Genomic DNA, 19,439 nt, shown 5'->3' with positions numbered 1-19,439 from the left:
ACGTTTTAAATACAACTGTTAACTATTAAAAGATGCCCCTTCAATATGCTATGATAGCACTAAAAAGAAAAAGAAGGCTTCCATATGATCAAATTTATTAAATTTACTTTAACAATATTTACTGCATTTCTCCTAATATTCATTTATGGACTAGCAGCAAATCCAGTTCATGCAGATCTCTCAAATAAATATATCCATTCTACTACCCCCACCCTCTTTTTCCATGGCTACGGAAGCGGTGCCCATGCAGAAGAATATATGGTAAATGGTTTTGTGAAAGCAGGTGTGTCAAAGACAGTTATCACCGCAGATGTTGCTGGCGATGGAACCGTTACTCTTAAAGGAGATATCCCTCATAACGCCGTCAATCCGCTCGTGATGGTCAATTTCAATGATAACCATAGCACAAATTATGAATTACAAGGACAATGGGTTAAGAACGTTCTTGAAGAACTGCAAGCTAAATATCATTTTAAAAAGGTAAATATCGAAGCACACTCCATGGGAAACATGGCAGTTATGTATTTTCTGCTTGCTAATGCCGGTAACCATAACCTTCCACAAATTCAAAAACAAGTTGCGATGGCTGGAACCTTTGATGGTGCAATCGGTTGGAATGAACCTGCTAATCTAACCGTGAATAAAAAAACGGGAAAACCTTCCGCAATGAATGATTCCTATCAAAAGTTACTTCCATTACGTCACCGTTACCCACGACAAATTAAATTATTGAATATTTACGGTGACTTAAAAGATGGCAATGATAGCCAAGTTTCAAACGCTTCCTGTCTTTCTCTTAAGTACCTTATTAATAACCGCGCACGTTCATACCGCGAAGTTAAGATTACTGGACCAAACGCTAAACACGAATTACTTCATCATAATCCGCAAGTCAATAAAATCTTAATCAGTTTCTTCTGGGGAAAGTAATAATGCTGCGCTAATAAGTTTATTAGTCATTTGAAAGTAGTTTTTGTATAAAGCAGTGTAACGTCCACTATTTTTTGTTGGTAACCATGGCTTGTCTCGCCCACAATAATGGAGAATCACAGTATTACGCATTACCCAATCGGTTGTCCATTCACCAAAGGAAATTGTTTCGTAAATACCGCCTTTACGAGTATCAAAATTATATAGTTGATCAGGGACAGATTTAATATAGCGTCCATATAAGGCATTCAAGACGTCTTGATCAGGTAATAAAAGTGTATGGGTACAGATGTAGTTAAAAATGTCCGTATCCTTTACTTTTTTACGGATAGTATCAAGGTTCATCAAGAGAACGCCAGAATTATAGTACCCGTCAGCATCAAAGTTTTGCAGACGAATCTTATTAATAACCTCTGTCGTATTCGTAAGGTTTGTATGGATGGCAGAAGCATATAGGTATCCCTCTAATGAAGTCTCATACAGACTTGAAAGATCATTAATACACAAAACATCAGCATCCAAGTATAAAATTTTATGCAAATCTTGAGGTAAAAGACGGTGTGCTAGTAAACGATAATAAATTGTTGTCGGATAGCGGTCTGTAACTGGTGCTTTGCTAAATAATTGATCATTAACTTTGATTGGAAAATAGTTCATTCCTAATTGCTTACAAACTCTTTCCAAGTCTTCAGTTCGTTTCAATTTCTCTTTTTGTAAGACATATACGTTAAATTCTTGTGCGTGAGTATTTAACTTGATCGATAACAAAACTGTTGCTAATTGCGTGACAAATTTGTCGTTAATTGAAAATAATAAATTCATTTTATTCCACCCCTCACATCTTATTTTACAAAACGTTGACGTGGATTGCGATTCAGTATTTAATAATTAAAGAACCAATCAAGAATAGAGGTTTTATGATGAAACAAGTGGAACAATTAACTGCCATTAAAGAGTACACCATTCAAAAATTAGGTCAGGACAAGACTGGACATGGGATGGACCATATTAACCGCGTAGTAAAAATGAGTAAACGGTTAGCAATTGGTGAAAAAGTTGATCCCTTTTTGCCCATCGTGGCGGCCTACCTTCACGATACAATTGATGAGAAATTAGTTGACAACGTTGAGGCAGCTAAACAAGAATTAGTTGATTACTTAAAGCAAATTGACTTTAGTGATGAACAAGTCGAAATAATTATGAATGTCATCAATAATATTTCTTTTGCTCATACATTAGATAAAGAGGAAGTCGAACTCTCACTCATTGGACAAATAGTCCGTGATGCCGACTGGTTAGATGCAATTGGCGCAATTGGCATTACTCGGGCAATTTATTATGGAGGTGGTCATCATGAAAAAATATACGATCCGGCTATTAAACCTCGTCATAATATGTCCCGGGAAGAATATCGTAATTTAGCAAATGAAACTATCATTAATCACTTTGACGAAAAACTCTTACATCTAAAAGACATGATGAACACTGAAACTGCCAAGAAAATTGCAAATCACCGTCAACAAGTAATGCTCGACTTTCTTGATGAATTTCATGCAGAATGGGATGCAAAGATGTAAATTATTTAGAGAAATAATAAATGCCCTGGAAAACTTGAATGTTTTTCCAAGGCATTTTTCTTACTTATCATCTTTTTTATTTTTAGCACTTCTTAAGTCGACAATAATCGAACCGCCCTGCTTATCGCCTGCAGAGTTACCTGAATCATTATGATGATTATTATCAATATGCAATGCTTTTCGCGCTACCCATCGAAAAATCAATGAGATCGGTGCTACTAGGAAGCCATACAATAATCCTGTCAATAATGCGTTAGGAATAATCAGTTGAACAAATGTTAATCCACCTGTTGGCGTCCCCGTTAGGACTAATCCAATTAGACCATAAAAGATTGAAATAAAGAATAATTGAACTAGACCGGTAAAAATAGCAAGCCATAATAATTGTGAATGATTGAGATCAATAGATAATGGAACTTGTTTGCGTAAAATCAAGCCAACCACAATCAAAATAACAATAAAATCGACTAATATTACCCAGTCAGCAGTTCCTAAGACAATCATGATTATGGCACTAACCAGCGTCACAATAAATGCAATATTAATTCCTAATGCAACCGCTATTCCCACTGCAATCACGCCAGCTAAAGGCATAAACGCCTCACCGGTCGGTAAAATGGTTTGAAAGCCAGTAAATGATATTAATATCATCAAAATACCCGCCGCAATTGCCAAAAGGGTTTTAATTAAGGTTTGTTTTTTCATGCTAAAGGCTTCTTTGCTGTATCTTGCATCCATGCTAAGGCCAGGGCTCCTTGTCCTAAGTGGGAACCAATTACTGGACCAAAGTAACTCAACTCAAATGAAATATCAGGATGATCTGCTTGAAGTTTATCAAGCCACTTTTGGCCTTCTTCTGGAGCATTCGCATGAACAACCATTGCTCTAACTGGATAGTCAAGTTTGGCAATATCCTCATCAAAGATTTGTTCACAGCGAAGTTTAGCCTTTTTCATTGACCGTACCTTTTCAAATGCTTCAATAGCATGCGTTGGAGTATGCATAGTCAAGAGAGGCTTGATTTTTAAAATTGAGCCTACAAATGCAGAGGCGTTTGATAAACGACCACCACGAACAAGGTTTTGCAAGTCATCAACCACAAATACATTATTAAAGGTATCACGATATTCTTTTACCTTTTTAACAATGTCATCTAAATCATCGCCTTCACTAGCTAATTTAGCTGCTTCTAAGGCTAAGTATCCCATCATTTTAACTGTTAGGTGGGAATCAATTGGTACGATCTTGATTGTATCCTTCATCTGCTCAGCAAGTTGTTCAACAGTATCCAAATATCCTGTAATAGCCCGTGTTAAATGAATGCTAATCACAGCATCATACCCATCATCGGCTAATCCTTGGTAAACTTCCATCAATTGACCGATTGGCGTTTGAGAAGTCGTTGGAAAAGAGCTTGAATTTGCCATCTTTTCATAAAAATCACTGGTGGAAATATCGACACCTTCACGGTATGTTTGACCATCCAATGTCACTGGGATTGGGACAACATGAATATTATTAGCCGCCGCCTCTTCAGGAGAAAGGTAGGCAGTGCTGTCAGTAACAACAGCAATTTTCATCTTATCAACTCCATGTTCTAAATTTGTATAATTAAAAATAATTGCGTTTTTACGCGGATTTCACCCACATAATACAAAAAGCATACCACATTGACGGCCCTAAACCAACCAAAAATATGTCCACTAAAGTAACATTACTTTTCATTAATGATGTAAAACTGTATAATTAATAGTGCTATTTTCGTTTGTAATTATAATATTTAGGAGGCTACACTAATGTCTTTTGATGGCTTGTTTACTCATGCAATTGTCCATGAGCTAGATCAAAAATTAACTACTGGTCGGGTAGCCAAAGTTAGTCAACCTTACCCTGCAGAATTAATCATTACGATCCGTGCTCACCGGCACAACTATCCATTACTCATTTCTGCTAATCCAACATACCCACGAATCCAAATTACTGAGATCCCATATAAAAATCCAGCAGTTCCAACTAATTTTACAATGACGATGCGGAAATACCTTGAAGGTGCAATCGTCAATAAAATTGAACAAGTTGATAATGATCGGATTATCAAAATTACCTTTGACACTCGTGATGAATTAGGCGATAGTCAACAACTAGTCCTTGTGAGTGAGATTATGGCCCGGCATAGTAATATCTCACTCGTTAACCTCAAGACAGGTAAAATCATTGACACCATTAAGCATATTGGCTCAGATCAAAATCGGGTTCGCCTGTTATTACCTGGTGCTACCTTTGTCATGCCACCAAAGCAAGATAAAGTTAACCCTTACTTACCAAACCAGGTCTACTCTGATCTTGTAAGACAAACCGATGACACAGCAGAATTAAGTCATCAGTTACAGGAGCATTATCAAGGATTTGGTAAAGACTCCGCACGGGAACTAGCTACAGAATTACTGCAAAGTGATAATTTGCCAGCTACCTATCAGCAATTTCTTAAGCACTTTGAAAATCCAGAGCCAGTATTAATCACCCGCTCTAATGGAAAGACCCAATTTGCTGTGTTCCCTCCATTAAATATTGACGGCGAGTTGCAACATTTCGACTCCCTCTCTGCCCTTCTCGATGCCTTCTATGCCAATAAAGCAGAGCAGGATCGTTCCAAAGAATTAGCTGGGCAAGTGTTAAAAGTACTGAAGAATGAGCTAAAAAAAGATCGGCGAAAAGTAAAAAAACTGCAACAACAATTACAAGATGCAGCAACTGCAGATCAGTACCGAATTTGTGGTGAAATCCTTACTACCTATCTTAGTAAATTAACTCCAGGAATGAAAGAAATCGAACTTCCTAACTTTTATGATGATAATAAGCCACTGAAAATCAAGCTTGCTCCAGAATTATCACCATCGCGTAACGCCCAAAAGTACTTTACTAAGTATAATAAGCTCAAAACCTCTGTTGAATATGTAAAGGAACAGCTAAAACTGACAAATGATGAAATCAAATACTTTGAAAACATTGAAAATCAGATTAAATTAGCTGCTCCTGCTGATATTCAAGAGATTAAACTAGAATTACAAGAGCAAGGTTATATTAAAAAGAAGAAAAGTGGGAAAAAGCAACGAAAAGTTAAAGTAAGTGCCCCAGAAGAGTTTCATACTAGTGATGGCACTACAATTTTAGTAGGTAAAAATAACCTACAAAATGACCGTCTTAGCTTTAAGATTGCTAATAAAAATGAAATTTGGTTACATGTTAAAGATATCCCAGGTTCCCACGTGGTAATCCGCTCAACAAACCCATCTGAAGATACGATTCTAGAAGCTGCACAGTTAGCAGCATACTTCTCTAAAGGTCGCGATTCCGATAACGTACCCGTTGATTATCTTCCTGTCAAGCGACTTCATAAGCCAAACGGAGCTAAACCTGGCTTTGTTATTTTTACAGGTCAGAAAACACTTTATGTAACACCGCATAAGCTTTCTAACTAAAAAACTTCAGCCCAAGACACCGGGCTGAAGTTTTTTATATCTCTAAATTATTCTCCTAAAAATTGCATCTGAGCACCAATGACTCGGTTACGGGCAGGAATTCCACCCTTAACTCGCAACGCCTTAAATGGGAAGGTTGCACGATAGTTAACAATCCCTGATACCGGTTTGGGCTCCAGCATTTTATCGAATTTACCAGTGAATAATTGAGTAAAGATTCCTGGTAAGCTAATATGAAGTGCTTTTGATAAAAAGGCTACTTCTGGCAATGATAATGGTTGAACTTTCATTAAATTAAATTCACCATCATTCTCTTCAAAAATCACTTGGTATAATCCTGGCTGTTCCATCTTTAATACAGCAACACTAGCCTGGTCATTGAGATTTTGGTAAGTTGATGAAGGAAGATCAGCCGGGTAGCGTAAAGCGGTGGATTGATAGTTTAACGCAATTGGTGAAAAAAGATCAGTCATTGTTCCTAATGGATAAGCATAATTGCCATCATAGACATAATTGAAGGAGTAACGTTGCCTATCGCTACTAGCAGCAGTAGTTGGCAATTCATCTGGAATTACGATAATTTTTACATCCAAGTCATAATTTTGCAATGATTTCAATAATTTACTATAACTAGCAGGAATAAACAAATACTGGGGTTGCTCTATCCGTAATATCTGCAAAATATTTTCAATCGTTACTGGCTCAACATAGCGCTTTTCAGCTAACTCTGGATTAAACGTAACTGAACTAGGATTCGAATTTACAATGACGTTATTAAAGCCCTCATTATGAAGCTCTTTTAACATCATAGCAACAAAGTAATCACCAGAATTACTTAATCCTAAACGTAGTCCCCCCGTTCCTATTACAAGGGCACTTGGTTGGGAAGTTCGGCTAATTTCATTCTCTTCTTCATAAGCAGAATAAAAACTACTAGTATGTTGATCAAACTCCCCGGCTGATGGTTCGATTTCCTTGTACTTTGTCAATAATTGATGGTCTAAACTCATCTGATAAACTTGCTCAGGGGTAGTTTTCCATAGTCTTGCAATAAGTTGATTGCTTAATCCGTAACTCTTTGCTTTTTGTAAAACCGGTTCTTTATTTGGATGCTCAGCAATTTCCCGAATCAACAACCGCATTTTATTAATCTGTTCAAAATAAAATGGGTCAATCTTTGTCATCTCTGCTAATTCGTTAACTGAATATCCTCTCTGCATCGCTTCAATTAATACAAAAAGTCGTCCTGCTTCTGGATGGACAATTTTGGCGATTAATTGGTCATCAGTCAATTGCTTTTGAGCGGCAAGATGAAAGTCAGCTGGCTCGTGATAACGGGATTCAATAGCTTTGAAAAGTGCTTCGATAGTACTTCGGCCGATACCAAAAACCGTCCCCACCGACCGCTTTTCTGTTCCAAGTAAACGACTAGCTTTTGGTAAATCACTGAATCCCCATATTGGAACCCGTGCAGCAATATGATCCATTGTTGGTTCGATAAGAGCCGCATGATGAACATAATTTTCGCCAAGATCAATGTCTCGCAGATGCTTTCCCGCATATAATTGTGCTGTTACCTGAGCAATTGGGTAACCAGTTGACTGCGACACAAACGCTGTAATTCGATCAAAGTATGGACTGCTCTTAATGACATAAAAACGATCACTATTTGTATCCAGGGCAAACTGAATATGGTTTGTACCGACAATCCTTAATTTGCGAGTAATAGCAAAAGCCGTATCCCGAATATCCTGAATCTGTCGATCGCGAAGTGTTTGAACAGGGTTGAAAGCAATTGAATCACCAGCATGGATACCGATTGGGTCCATATCCTCAATCATTGACAACATCATCATTGTTCCAGAACTATCACGTTGAACGACGACTTCAATTTCCTTATAGCCAGCAAGACTTTGCTGAACTACTACCTGTTCCGCACGCGACTGGCTCAAGCAAACCTTTACCGCATCTGCCAATTCACTTCGATCATGCACAATTTTACGCGTACTGCTACTCTTAGGTAATACCGACCGGATAATAACTGGATATCCTAGTTTAGTTGCCTCATCCAAAGCATCCTGATAATTATTAACCGTTACGATTTTTTTAACAGGTGCTTCCATTTGACGAAGGGTTCGTTCAAGTAAAACTGCACTATTAATTTGACGAATAGTTGCTTCAGGGACTCCTAGCAATTGAATATTTTCTTTACGAATAATCCCTTTTTCTAGCAATTCTTGAGTAAGTTCAAAAGCCCGACGATTTCCCAGTGTAGGTAAGATTGCGTCAGGATGAAATTTATCAATAATATCCATTAGGCTTTCGACCTTTAGTGGGACAATACAACCGTGGTCAACATTTTCTAAGCTTACTGAAAATGGGTTATCATCTGCCAAGATTGTTTTTATCTTCATTTGCTTAAAAACGCGTGAGACCTGGTAAATAGCAGAGTCGAGCTCATCGCCGTGTTGAACATCGTTGGCTCCTGCTCCAATAATCAATACAGATTTCAACTTTTCCATCAATGACGATCCCCCCTCCTATTCATTGTATCAACGAATTCATCAAATAAGCCATCAGTTTCATCAGGCCCTGGTGCACCATCGGGGAAGAATTGAACTGAAAAAGCTGGATAGCGACGATGACGAAGCCCTTGAACACTATTATCAAGCATGTCAACGTATGTAATAAAAAGCTGGGAGCGGTCAACCGAATTACGATCAATCAAGTATCCTTCTGCTTGAGTCGCATAGACAATGTGGTCAGTAATAATTTCATGAATTGGGTGATTCATCCCATGGTGTTCGACCGGAATTTGCTGGACATTTGCTCCATTGGCGATTCCGAATAATTCATGACCTAGTCCAATAGCAAACATCGGTACTTTGGTCTGGACAGTACGAATCATTTCCAGGACCGACCTACGAACATTATTTGGGTTTCCCGGCCCACTTGAAAGTACAACCCCATCAGGATCTAACCGTAATATTTCTTCAGCCGTTGCAGTATATGGTAAGACGGTAATATTGCATTTTCGTCGACTCAATTCCCGTAATATTCCGTTCTTTAATCCAAAGTCAATCACAACAACACTTAGCCCAGTTCCGGGATTAGGATATGGCTTAGGAGTAGAGACTTGAGCAACTTGCTGGTTCGTTAAAACAGTCGCATGAAGCTGGTCAAAAGCGTGATCATCTGGAACTGGAACAATGCTTCCTTTTAATGGCTTTTCAGCTTTTTTTAACTTATGAACTACTGCTCGCGTATCAATATTAGCGATTCCAGGAATATTCATTTGTTGAAGGTATTTATCAAGTGTCAATTGTCGTCCATTATCATCGGTGCCAGCATCGGCAAGAGAACGAACAATAATTCCTTTAATTGTCGGTACAATGGATTCATAAATATTACGTTGAATGCCGTAACTTCCAATATTTGGCTGGGTAAAAACGACAATTTGGTTATTATAAACCTGATTAGTGATGATTTCTTGGTAACCAGTCATACTGGTGTTAAAAACAACTTCACCAAAAGTAACAGCTGGTGAACCAAAACCTTCGCCAGCGAAAATTGAGCCATCTTCAAATATTAGGTATCGTGCTGTCACTGTCCCACTCTCCTAAAACTTTGTTAATAATTGATCAATATCATTATGAACGTTCTCCGAATTAAACACAATAATTTTATTGGTCTATCTTACGTAAATGTTCAAGCATTTTTGTGAAATAGGCTGGTAATGGAGCCGTAAAAACCATTTCTTTGCCTGTTCGGGGGTGTTTAAAGCCCAACAAACGAGCATGTAAATATTGGCCGTTGCCAGCAAGCGTTTTTCGCGGTCCATACAACGGATCTCCCGCCAGCGGGTGACCAATATATTTCATATGAACGCGAATTTGGTGAGTCCGTCCTGTTTCTAACTGGCAGGCAACTAATGTGTAATTATTAAACCGTTCTAACACATTAAAATGAGTTACCGCATGACGTCCATCAACTACAACTGCCTGCTTCTTGCGGTCCTTCAATGAGCGACCTAATGGAGCATCAATTGTTCCTTTATCTTCTTTTATAACTCCATGCACAAGCGCAACATATTCTCGTTTATTAGTTTTTGCTTTTAATTGAGCTGTCAAAGAACGGTGCGCCATATCATTTTTGGCTACCATCAATAGTCCTGAGGTATCCTTATCAATCCGATGAACGATCCCTGGCCGAAATTCTCCATTAATAGTTGATAGTGGTGAATGATATAGAAGAGCATTTACAAGCGTATGGTCTGGATGACCCGGTGCAGGATGAACCACCATTCCCTGCGGTTTATTAACGACAATAACGTCCTCATCTTCATATACAATATCAAGAGGAATATCCTCAGGTGCTAAATCAATTTTTTGTGGCTCTTCTGGGATTATTTGGACGTGGTCACCTACAAGCAACTTGTACTTAGGTTTTACCTGTTTGCCATTAACAAGAACGTGACCATCTTCTATCCAATGTTGAATTTGTGATCGAGAAAATTGGTCAAAGTGATGGCCAAGTTGCTTATCAATCCTTCCAACCATCTCACTATCAATTGTTAATTCTAATTCTTCAGACATTTGTCAGTCTTTCTCCTTTAAGATGCAAATTATTAACCAGATTACGCCAAGTGTTAAGCACATATCCGCAATGTTAAAAATTGGAAAATTAATAAATGTTGTTTCAAACATATCCACAACATACCCTTGTCTTAACCGGTCGATAAAGTTGCCAATTGTTCCTGCCATAATCAATGATAAGCCAATTAGCATAGGAATATTTTTACGGTACTGCCAGATAAAGTAACCAATTACAATAATCGCAATAATGGTTATAATGGTAAAAAAAGTTTGTTGCCCTTCAAAAAGGCTCCAAGCAGCACCTGAATTTCGTAAATTAGTTAACTCAATAATACCAGGAATTAGCTGTTTACTACCACCAAGAACAATTGATGAAGCAACCCAAGATTTTAATAATTGGTCACAAATTGTTAAAATTAAAATAATTCCAATAGCGATCCCAAGTAACAATTATTGAACCCCCTGTTGTTTCAATGCTAATTTCAAACGTGCAATTGCTTTAGTGGTAAAGGTAAAGCTCATTACCTCTCCATTCACGGTAATTGTCACCGTATGCTTGGTAAACTCTGGCTGACGAATATCAGAGATCGGGATAACGAGATACTGCTTTTGTAACAAGCGATTAAATACCATTTTAGTTGGAGTGATTACTACGGTTCGTCGCCGCCATTCTAATAAGGCAAGAATTACAAAAACTGCAAAAAAGAGCGCGCTGAGCCACTGAAAATGGGTAATTTCAAGCCAAATTACGAGACCGGCAATAAAGAAGAGAAAAGTCCAACACCAGCTAATAATTGTCCCCGTAAGGTCTGGTTGGTAAAAATAACGAGTTTCTTCTTCCATAATTATAAATGTCATCCTTTCAGAAAAGAGGTAGTTTTTATGATCAAAATCTTTACAGATGCTGCAACAAAAGGAAACCCAGGCCCCACTGGTTTAGGAATAATAATACTTGCCAATCATAAGCAAATTCAGCTTGCAATTCCAGTAGATAAGGAAAGAATGGATAATCACCATGGCGAATTTGCTGCAGCTCACTATGGATTTAAATACTTAATTGATCACTTTAGTAATAATGAAACAATCCTATTTTATACTGATAGTCGTATCTTAAGTGACGCAATTGGCAAAAATTATACAAAACATTACCAAAAAGAATTAGCAGCACTAAATCCTCTCCTCCAACACTTTTCAACGGTTGTTACCCAGTGGATTCCTGAAAGCCAAAATCGTGGTGCACATAATTTAGCAAACCAGGCCCTCCATAAAATAGAGTGATTTTAGAAAACAGCATATCGTTTTAATTATATCATCCACGTGTTCTATCAGCCACCAAACAGAGAAAAAGCCTTAGCGGTTGTTATCCTACTAAGGCTTTTATTATTGGGTGGGTTTGCCCCCTAGCACCTATTTTCGATCATGCGAATCGCTTGAAACCCTTGCTATTTAAGGGCTTTGATCTTGGAGCGGTCTTTTTTGCCCCAATATTGGTAGAGATCTGTTCGTAAAGCACCGTTATAAAGTTTACGACGCTTGGTAGCGGGTGCGCCATAATACTTTTCAAATTCCATATCAGCCGTCAAAATATATTTACTCCATGTGGTTAATGGACGATATAACTCACCCATCTGCCGGTAAAGTTCATGAACTGATTCCTTATCACTTAACCGTTCACCATATGGCGGATTAGCAACGATAACTCCATTAACTTCGCTTGTTTGCCAGTCTTTTACGGCTAATTGCTTAAACGTAATATCATGAGTTAATCCTGCCGCACGAGAATTTTCTTGAGCAATATCAATCATATTCTGATCAATATCATATCCGTGAATATCTAATTCGATATCATAATTTGCTAAGGAATCGGCTTCATCCCGAACTTCATCAGATAAACCATCTGGAACTAAGTTAACCCATTGTTCACTAATAAATGAACGGTTGATGCCCGGCGCAATATTATGACCGTATAATGCTGCTTCAATTGGAATCGTTCCCGAACCACATACAGGATCGACAAATGGATTATCTGGGAACCAGTGAGCCAGCATCACCAAGGCGGCTGCCATATTTTCCTTCAACGGTGCTCCACCTTTATTTTTACGATATCCACGCTTAAAAAGCCCTTCTCCACTAGTATCTAACGTAAGAAGAACATGGTCTTTATTAATCGCTACTTCTAACGGGTAAGTGGCACCAGTTTCGGCTAAGCGAGTCCGACGGTGGTATGCATTACTGAGGCGTTGAACAATCGCCTTTTTAGTGATTGCTTGAACACTTGGCACATTATGCAATTGTGAGTTATGACTTTTTCCTTCCACTGGGAAATTCGCGTCAATTGGTAACAAATCTTCCCATGCAATGTTTTCAGTACGATCAAACAATTCTTCAAAAGACCGAGCATCGAATTCACCAACAACAATTTTTACTCGGTCTGCTGTCCGTAGCCAGAGATTAGTCCGAATGACATCCTTCATTGTCCCTTGAAAACGCACCCGACCATTTTCTACTTTGACTTCATAGCCAAGATCTCTTAGTTCTTTTCCTACTAATGCTTCAATACCTGCAGCAGCAGTAGCAATTAACTGATATGTTTGCACATTAAACGCTCCTTTAGACTTATTCCTATTAGCTATTTTACCTTATGTTGCTTCAAAATGAAAAGAAGCCGCAAGAAGAAACAAAACAACCTAAGATTAGTTCAGGACAAAAATAATTATTGTCCTGGACTTTTTTGTTATTCTGAAGATAGAGCTAAGATCGATCATGCTCCCAGGGACTTCGAGCCCCCGCAAGCAACAATAGGCCTCCAATGTTCGGCTTTTTTGCCGGACGTTGGAGGCCATTGTTGTACTGTGTATTTTCTTTTTATGAAAGTAACTTAACTTATGTCACAGTCCCTTTTTGTTTATGAATGGTAGTTGACTTTAACCTAACTACATTAATGAATTCTCATTTGCTTTATCAGTCAATATTTTGTAAATGCGTTCAATATCCCGGGTGGTGCCACGAGATTCAAATGCGTCCAATAAAGGCAAACCATATTCTTTAGCGTATGTCTTGGCAGTTATTACATACATCTTCCCTAAGGTTAAGTTCCCACTGCCAATTATTCCCGCACAACGTTTAACATTGTCATAGCTTTCCAAATAATCGTGCATTGGTGTTGTTAAAATCTCTGTTAATGTCGGCGTAAATCTACTTCCACCAATCATATATGTTGGTAGTAAAACAAAAAATTTACTATCGCTTTCAGTCGGAAGGGTCTCCTCTGAAATCTCCAATAAATCGACTAAAGGATTTTCATTATTCAAATGATGTTGTTGCGTTGCGTATTCTTGAAGCCGATGAGTAAATGACCGTACATTCCCAGAAAACGACATATATACAATTTTTATTCTCTTATTATCCATAATTCCCTAACTTCATTATCTAATTTTATTAATCAAAAGATAAGCCAAATTTACAAATAACTCATTTCTAACCCCTTTAACATTATAGGCGCACTTGCAATAAAATGAAACGATTATTTATATTTTATTGCTATTTTAAGTGATATCTATCTTAAGCTTCTAAAATTTAATTTATCACCATTTAACTTTTTACTTCAAGCGAGTAATTATTAACGCATTCTACAAAAAAAGAACCAATAAAACCATACTCTGATTTTTAAAATAAAAAAACCCGAGCGAACTCGGGTGCCTGTATGCAAGTATCTGTAGGCCATGTTTTGTCGTAATATAATTATCAGGCATAATTATATCGAGGTAATCATCTATCTCAGAGTACCGAAATACTCTCCCCTGGAATCACTTCAATTTGTTATCCAAAGCTCCCCTACCGTAGTTTGGGTTTACCGCTTGAGGGGTTTACCGCGTTCCACCAATATCGTTTCCGATATTGTATCGTCACTGTGGCACTTTTCAGGAATACTAAGACATAGTTAAACCTTAGTCCGTTTTTCCGCCGTCACCATAAAATGGTGCCCCGCCTTATTTTTTCAGCGAGCACAAACACTACAGGCATCGCAGCCTGTGCGAGCATGGACCTTCCTAACACAACATAAGCTGTGCTCAATTACCCAAAACTTGCAAAATTATTAATAAACTATTCGACACGCACTAAAGCAAATGTGAGTCATTATTATCATTACCATCTAATTGTGAACCAAATACACGACGTTCTAGATTAGATAGACGCTTTAAAATATCCATATTTGTAGCGCTCGATACAGGTTGTCGGGAAGTAGTTTGGCTACTCATAGATGAACCAACTTCTACTTGACGATTTAATTCGTCAACCTTTGCTCTCAAACGTTCATTTTCATCATTTAAACGTTCAAGTTCTTTGTTATAGGTGTCGTAGTCTTTAATAACATCATCTAAGAAAGCATCAACATCCGCTTCATCGTAGCCTTTGCCAATATTTCTCTCCTTAAATTGCTTGTGCAAAATATCTTGTGGAGTAAATTTTATGTTATCCAACTTAAACACCTCAATTGTTTAGTTTGCGTAGTCCAATAACTATAATACCAAATCAAAGAAAAAATGCAAGATTAAAATTCATCTTTTTCCCTTTGACGCTCGGCCCATTCTTCTGCTTCTTCTTGAAGTTCATCAAAATCAACAAGCGTCATCGAATACTCACTTTCTTCTATATATTTTTGAATCGTCTCATAATCATACTTAGTTTTTCCTTCATACTCTGGATCGTAAAGAAGAAAAGCCTCATCAGTATGGGTAAGCATAAACTGCTGATAATTCCGTAATTGTTGTGGCGATTGATAAGGTTTATCTGAAACATTAGCAAAAAAATCAACTTGCTGGGTAACATTTGTCAGCTTTAACTGATTGCTTTCATTCCATTGCTTACCAAATTCTGCAAAAGGAAACATTAAAGCTGTTTTTAATTGTGGAAAATCAGTTTGGAGTTCTAAGGCAGCTTCAAGTCCCCATCTTTCCGTTCCCATTTGTGGTCCAGTTATTACCCAGAATTCATCATCATTTAATTCTAATTGAGCTCTTAAATATTTTTTTAGCACCTCTTTTATTACTTGAACTTTGGGATCATCATCATTAAATATATTTAGTTCGTAACTTCGATAGCCAGTAATCCATACTCTCTTCATAAAATCCTCCCTAAATAAGCAGATATAAAGCCTTTTAACTTAAACTTGTAATCATCTTGTATCAATCATTATGTAACGAGTCTGGTATAATAAATCTCTAGTTAGGAGAGTGATCACTGTGACCATTCACTATCCCAATGGTCAGCAACCTGTACAACACTATAATACACATAATGAATTACCGACACCACATCAATCTATTTATGCCAAACGTGGGATGTCGTTAGAGGATGAGATCAATCATAGTAATCAGTACTATTTGGCTCGCCATATTGCTGTTATTCATAAAAAGCCTACCCCTATTCAGCTTGTAAAAGTTGATTACCCCAAGCGGAGTGCGGCTGTTATTAAAGAAGCATATTTTCGGCGGCCATCAACTACTGATTACAATGGGGTGTACCGTGGATACTACATTGATTTTGATGCTAAAGAAACACGTAATAAAAATTCTTTTCCATTAAAGAACTTTCATCCCCACCAAATTCAACATATGCGTGAATGTGTAGCACAGGGAGGAATTTGTTTTGCTTTCATTAAATTTACGGAGCTTGACCTGCTATACCTGCTTCCCGCTTCCAACCTGTTTAAATATTGGGACCAACAGCAAAATGGCGGCCGTAAATCAATTTTGCGAACTGATATCGCTAAAGAAGGCTATCAAATTCATTATCAACTCAATCCGCGTTTACCATATTTAAACGCTGTTGATAAAATAATTGCTGCAAAAGCGTAAAGGAGTTTACTATGTCAAATGATAATCAGTCAACGCGTAGTGAGCGTCATAATAATAATGACAATCAACAGCGCAATGTTGGCGGCTTAATAAAGAAAATCTTGCTATGGGTAGCAGGAATCGTCGTTCTACTAATGGTGGCATCTGCAGCTTTATTTTTCTACTATGCCTCAAGCGCTCCTAAAATTAGTAGAAGCGACTTAACAAGTCAGAGTATTACGACTATTTACGATGATCAAAATCGAGTGATTTCTCGTTTAGGAGCACAAAAGCGAGAATATGCCAAGGATAATCAAATTCCAAAGCAGTTAAAAAATGCTGTTGTTTCAATTGAGGATCGCCGCTTCTACAAGCACCATGGTGTTGATACAATTCGAATTCTTGGAGCAGCCACTTCTAATGTTTTTGGTCGTTCAGCCGGGATGCAGGGGGGAAGTACGCTGACTCAACAGTTAGTTAAACTATCAGTCTTCTCAACGGCTGCCTCTGATCGAACATTAAAACGTAAAGCCCAAGAAGCATGGCTTGCTATTAATGTTGAGCAGCATTTTAGCAAGAGTCAAATCCTTGATTTCTACATTAACAAGGTTTACATGGGAAATGGAATTTATGGAATGCAAACAGCAGCTCAGTATTACTACGGTAAAGATTTAAACGATCTTGATCTTTCCCAATTAGCCCTGCTTGCTGGGATGCCACAATCTCCCACTTACTATAATCCGCTTGTAAGTAACACAAAGTATGCAACACAACGGCGCAATGAAGTATTGAATGCGATGGTCCGCAGCAATTACATTACCCAATCACAGGCTAACCAAGCTGCAAGTGAAAGCGTTACTGCTGGTTTAGACCCTGATCACGGTAATATTTCGGGAAGCGGAACTGCTGTAGATTCTAAGGTTGTGGATCCTTATGTAAAGCAGGTTCTTGCTGATTTACAAGCACAAGGATACAACCCTTATAGTGATGGGTTAAAGGTTCACACCAACCTTGACCTTGATGCTCAACAACATCTTTACGACGCTGCAAATAAAAATGTTCAGTTCCAAAATGATAAAATGCAAGCTGGAGTGGCTGTTACCGACCCCCACAACGGGCAAATTATTGCCATGCTCGGTGGTCGTCACACAGGAAATGTTGTGTATGGACTTAACCGAGCTGTGCAAAGCAATCGTAGTTCTGGGTCAACCGCAAAGCCATTAATGGATTATGGTCCAGCTATCGAATACTTGCAATGGCCAACTTTCAAATCAATTGCTGATACGCGGTTTGTCTTTCCTGGTACCAACACTGTCCTTCATGACTTTGACAAAAAGTACAAGGGTAATATGACAATGCGTGAAGCCTTAGTTCAATCACGGAATGTTCCTGCTATTCGCGCATTGCAAGCTGTTGGAATTAAGCGTGCTACTTCTTTCCTTGATGGATTAGGGATTTCACAAAAACAACCATATACTTTACAAAACGGGATTGCGTTGTATATCTCCCCACTCCAAGTTTCTGCTGCATATGCGGCCTTTGCTAATGGTGGTACTTACTACAAACCTTACTACATTAGCTCGATTACTACTCAAGATGGTTCAGTAAAGCAATTCAATCCTAAAGGTAAACGCGCAATGAATAAGGCTACTGCCTACATGATTACTGATATGCTTAAAGGAGTTTTCACTGATTCACAGGGAAGCGCAACTGACGCTCGACTCGACGGTGTTAACCAAGCTGGTAAGACAGGGACGACAAACTACCCTGGAAATTCTAGCCAGTCTGGCGTAATGGATTCCTGGATGGCTGGTTATACTAAGAATTACTCAATTGCAGTTTGGACTGGTTATGACCACCCACTCGAACCTGGTGGCAGCATTTCAGAACAATATGTAAAGTCAGCGCAATTACTTTACAAGGACTTAATGCAATATCTTGACAGCCAAAATCACGCATCTGATTGGACGATGCCAGACACTGTTGAGGCTGTTCGAGTTAAAGGTAAACGTCAGCTTGTAATTCGTGATTCAAAATGGGCATTTGATTACACTGAAGATACATCAGATGATCGTGATAGTAGTTCTACTTCTAGCTCAAGTGATTCATCATCGTCTTCATCGTCTTCTAGCTCTGCTTCAAGTAGTAGCAGCGAAAGTCGCACAGAAGAACGAAACAATGCTCCAGCTGAGTCTTCATCAAGCAGTGCTCCGGCTAGTTCAAGTTCATCTGCACCTGCACAAAGTTCAAGTTCTAGCCCTGCTCCTGCTACGCAACCAAGCACAACTAATCCCTAATAAGATCTTTTAAAAAATTGAAGATAATAAAAAGGATTGTGGAATTTTTCTCCGCAATCCTTTTTATTATCAACTTTTTTAGGGTATACACTTTCTGGTATGGATGGAGATTCCATGCCAGATTTTTTTGTATAAAAAAGAGACATTTGCTGTCCCCTCGTTATACAATCAATTCACCACAAAAATCATGAAAGAAGGTTAAACAAATGTCCCCTAATGATTCTATCCTAAATATTCTTGGAATTAAAGATAAAAATATTAAAATTATTTCTGTTGAAGAAGCTGAACACAACGATGACTCTGTTAAAGAGTATATAACACTAATAACGGCTACTCTTTCTTATCCGATTAATCGTTGTCGTAACTGTGGCTTTCCCACAGTTAATAAGGATGGCTTTCGCAAAACTCATGTACGACTGGCTAGTTTAAACGGGAGAAGATATGAACTAGAGCTTCGTAAACAACGCTATAAATGTAAATCGTGCCATACTACGTTTGGTGCTATTACTAATTTAACCAAAGAAAATCAAACCCTATCCAGTAATCTCAAAAATCAAATCATGCTTTTAGCTCGTAAAGGACTATCTGGTCAGCTAATTGCTGAAATGTGTCACTGCTCTTCTAGCAGTGTTCGTCGAACAATTTTAGAGCGCATGGAACCACACTATCGTGTAGCTAAGTTGCCTAAGCATCTATGTTTTGACGAGTTTCGTTCAACTAAGTC

19 protein-coding genes and 1 other RNA gene are annotated in these 19,439 nt (G+C 38.2%); 7 read left to right on the top strand and 13 right to left on the bottom strand.

Annotated features, from left to right (window positions below):
* The first annotated feature begins 84 nt into the window (after window positions 1-84).
* Window positions 85-930, top strand: coding sequence for an alpha/beta hydrolase (locus LMC10_RS07875; protein ID WP_229269427.1), 846 nt, complete (start codon window positions 85-87; stop codon window positions 928-930).
* Here LMC10_RS07875 and LMC10_RS07870 read toward each other — a convergent pair.
* Entirely contained in the window at window positions 904-1,752 is an 849-nt protein-coding gene (locus LMC10_RS07870) for a glycosyltransferase family 8 protein (RefSeq protein WP_229269426.1), read from the bottom strand. The two genes, LMC10_RS07875 and LMC10_RS07870, sit on opposite strands and share 27 nt — an antisense overlap.
* A gap of 95 nt (window positions 1,753-1,847) precedes the next feature.
* Here LMC10_RS07870 and LMC10_RS07865 point away from each other — a divergent pair, with 95 nt between their 5' ends.
* Window positions 1,848-2,507, top strand: coding sequence for an HD domain-containing protein (locus LMC10_RS07865; protein ID WP_229269425.1), 660 nt, complete (start codon window positions 1,848-1,850; stop codon window positions 2,505-2,507).
* Window positions 2,508-2,567: 60 nt separating this feature from the next.
* On the opposite strand, the gene LMC10_RS07860 is transcribed toward LMC10_RS07865, so the two are convergent.
* On the bottom strand, window positions 2,568-3,212 hold the full coding sequence (locus LMC10_RS07860) for a hypothetical protein (RefSeq protein ID WP_035157383.1): 645 nt from the start codon (window positions 3,210-3,212) through the stop codon (window positions 2,568-2,570).
* On the bottom strand, window positions 3,209-4,087 hold the full coding sequence (locus LMC10_RS07855) for a DegV family protein (RefSeq protein ID WP_065867941.1): 879 nt from the start codon (window positions 4,085-4,087) through the stop codon (window positions 3,209-3,211). Before LMC10_RS07855 ends, LMC10_RS07860 begins: the two co-directional genes overlap by 4 nt.
* A 216-nt stretch (window positions 4,088-4,303) precedes the next feature.
* On the opposite strand from LMC10_RS07855, the gene LMC10_RS07850 reads away from it, so the two are divergent.
* Window positions 4,304-5,986 carry an NFACT RNA binding domain-containing protein gene (locus tag LMC10_RS07850; protein WP_229269422.1) on the top strand — a complete coding sequence of 561 codons (1,683 nt, stop codon included), beginning with the start codon at window positions 4,304-4,306 and terminating at the stop codon, window positions 5,984-5,986.
* A 47-nt stretch (window positions 5,987-6,033) separates the two neighbouring features.
* Here the strand turns inward: LMC10_RS07850 and LMC10_RS07845 are convergent, their stop codons facing one another.
* The 5 genes from LMC10_RS07845 to LMC10_RS07825 all read right to left on the bottom strand — a co-directional run bounded on the left by LMC10_RS07845 (window position 6,034) and on the right by LMC10_RS07825 (window position 11,439).
* Entirely contained in the window at window positions 6,034-8,508 is a 2,475-nt protein-coding gene (locus LMC10_RS07845; protein WP_229269421.1) for an ATP-binding protein, read from the bottom strand.
* Window positions 8,508-9,593, bottom strand: coding sequence for a carbamoyl phosphate synthase small subunit (locus LMC10_RS07840; protein WP_229269419.1), 1,086 nt, complete (start codon window positions 9,591-9,593; stop codon window positions 8,508-8,510). The genes LMC10_RS07845 and LMC10_RS07840 overlap by 1 nt, the downstream gene beginning before the upstream one ends.
* Before the next feature lie 76 nt (window positions 9,594-9,669).
* Complete coding sequence (locus LMC10_RS07835; protein ID WP_229269417.1) at window positions 9,670-10,581, bottom strand: RluA family pseudouridine synthase; 912 nt, start codon at window positions 10,579-10,581, stop codon at window positions 9,670-9,672.
* Window positions 10,582-10,584: 3 nt separating this feature from the next.
* Window positions 10,585-11,031 (bottom strand): signal peptidase II, encoded by a 447-nt coding sequence (gene lspA, locus LMC10_RS07830; protein ID WP_229269416.1) that lies wholly within the window; start codon window positions 11,029-11,031, stop codon window positions 10,585-10,587.
* Window positions 11,032-11,439: an EbsA family protein gene (locus LMC10_RS07825; RefSeq protein WP_003667861.1), complete on the bottom strand. Its 408-nt coding sequence runs from the start codon at window positions 11,437-11,439 to the stop codon at window positions 11,032-11,034. It abuts the gene before it with no gap.
* Between the two features lie 24 nt (window positions 11,440-11,463).
* Here LMC10_RS07825 and LMC10_RS07820 point away from each other — a divergent pair, with 24 nt between their 5' ends.
* A complete protein-coding gene (locus LMC10_RS07820; protein WP_229269414.1) occupies window positions 11,464-11,859 on the top strand; it encodes a ribonuclease HI family protein in 396 nt (131 codons plus the stop codon).
* 164 nt (window positions 11,860-12,023) lie between these two features.
* On the opposite strand, the gene LMC10_RS07815 is transcribed toward LMC10_RS07820, so the two are convergent.
* The 5 genes from LMC10_RS07815 to LMC10_RS07795 all read right to left on the bottom strand — a co-directional run bounded on the left by LMC10_RS07815 (window position 12,024) and on the right by LMC10_RS07795 (window position 15,706).
* Window positions 12,024-13,178, bottom strand: a complete 1,155-nt coding sequence (locus tag LMC10_RS07815; RefSeq protein WP_019253615.1) for a THUMP domain-containing class I SAM-dependent RNA methyltransferase — start codon at window positions 13,176-13,178, stop codon at window positions 12,024-12,026.
* Between the two features lie 336 nt (window positions 13,179-13,514).
* Entirely contained in the window at window positions 13,515-13,991 is a 477-nt protein-coding gene (locus tag LMC10_RS07810) for a class Ib ribonucleoside-diphosphate reductase assembly flavoprotein NrdI (protein WP_229269412.1), read from the bottom strand.
* 301 nt (window positions 13,992-14,292) lie between these two features.
* Window positions 14,293-14,667: RNase P RNA component class B (rnpB, locus tag LMC10_RS07805), an RNA gene on the bottom strand.
* Between the two features lie 32 nt (window positions 14,668-14,699).
* Complete coding sequence (gene gpsB, locus LMC10_RS07800; RefSeq protein ID WP_152697652.1) at window positions 14,700-15,062, bottom strand: cell division regulator GpsB; 363 nt, start codon at window positions 15,060-15,062, stop codon at window positions 14,700-14,702.
* A 71-nt stretch (window positions 15,063-15,133) separates the two neighbouring features.
* Window positions 15,134-15,706, bottom strand: a complete 573-nt coding sequence (locus LMC10_RS07795; protein ID WP_229269411.1) for an SLOG family protein — start codon at window positions 15,704-15,706, stop codon at window positions 15,134-15,136.
* 118 nt (window positions 15,707-15,824) lie between these two features.
* On the opposite strand from LMC10_RS07795, the gene recU reads away from it, so the two are divergent.
* The 3 genes from recU to LMC10_RS07780 form a co-directional block, all read left to right on the top strand.
* The gene (gene recU, locus LMC10_RS07790; RefSeq protein ID WP_011953465.1) at window positions 15,825-16,439 is read left to right on the top strand and encodes a Holliday junction resolvase RecU; all 615 of its coding nucleotides are present in this window, start codon (window positions 15,825-15,827) and stop codon (window positions 16,437-16,439) included.
* Between the two features lie 11 nt (window positions 16,440-16,450).
* On the top strand, window positions 16,451-18,715 hold the full coding sequence (locus LMC10_RS07785; protein WP_229269410.1) for a PBP1A family penicillin-binding protein: 2,265 nt from the start codon (window positions 16,451-16,453) through the stop codon (window positions 18,713-18,715).
* Between the two features lie 206 nt (window positions 18,716-18,921).
* A partial coding sequence (locus LMC10_RS07780) for a transposase family protein (protein WP_229269408.1) occupies window positions 18,922-19,439 on the top strand: 518 nt, incomplete at its 3' end.

Origin of the sequence: Limosilactobacillus reuteri subsp. simiae, assembly GCF_020784875.1 — a bacterium.
GTDB lineage: Bacteria > Bacillota > Bacilli > Lactobacillales > Lactobacillaceae > Limosilactobacillus > Limosilactobacillus reuteri_H.
Note: the sequence above shows the minus strand (reverse complement) of the source record. Positions and strands in the feature narration are given on the sequence as shown.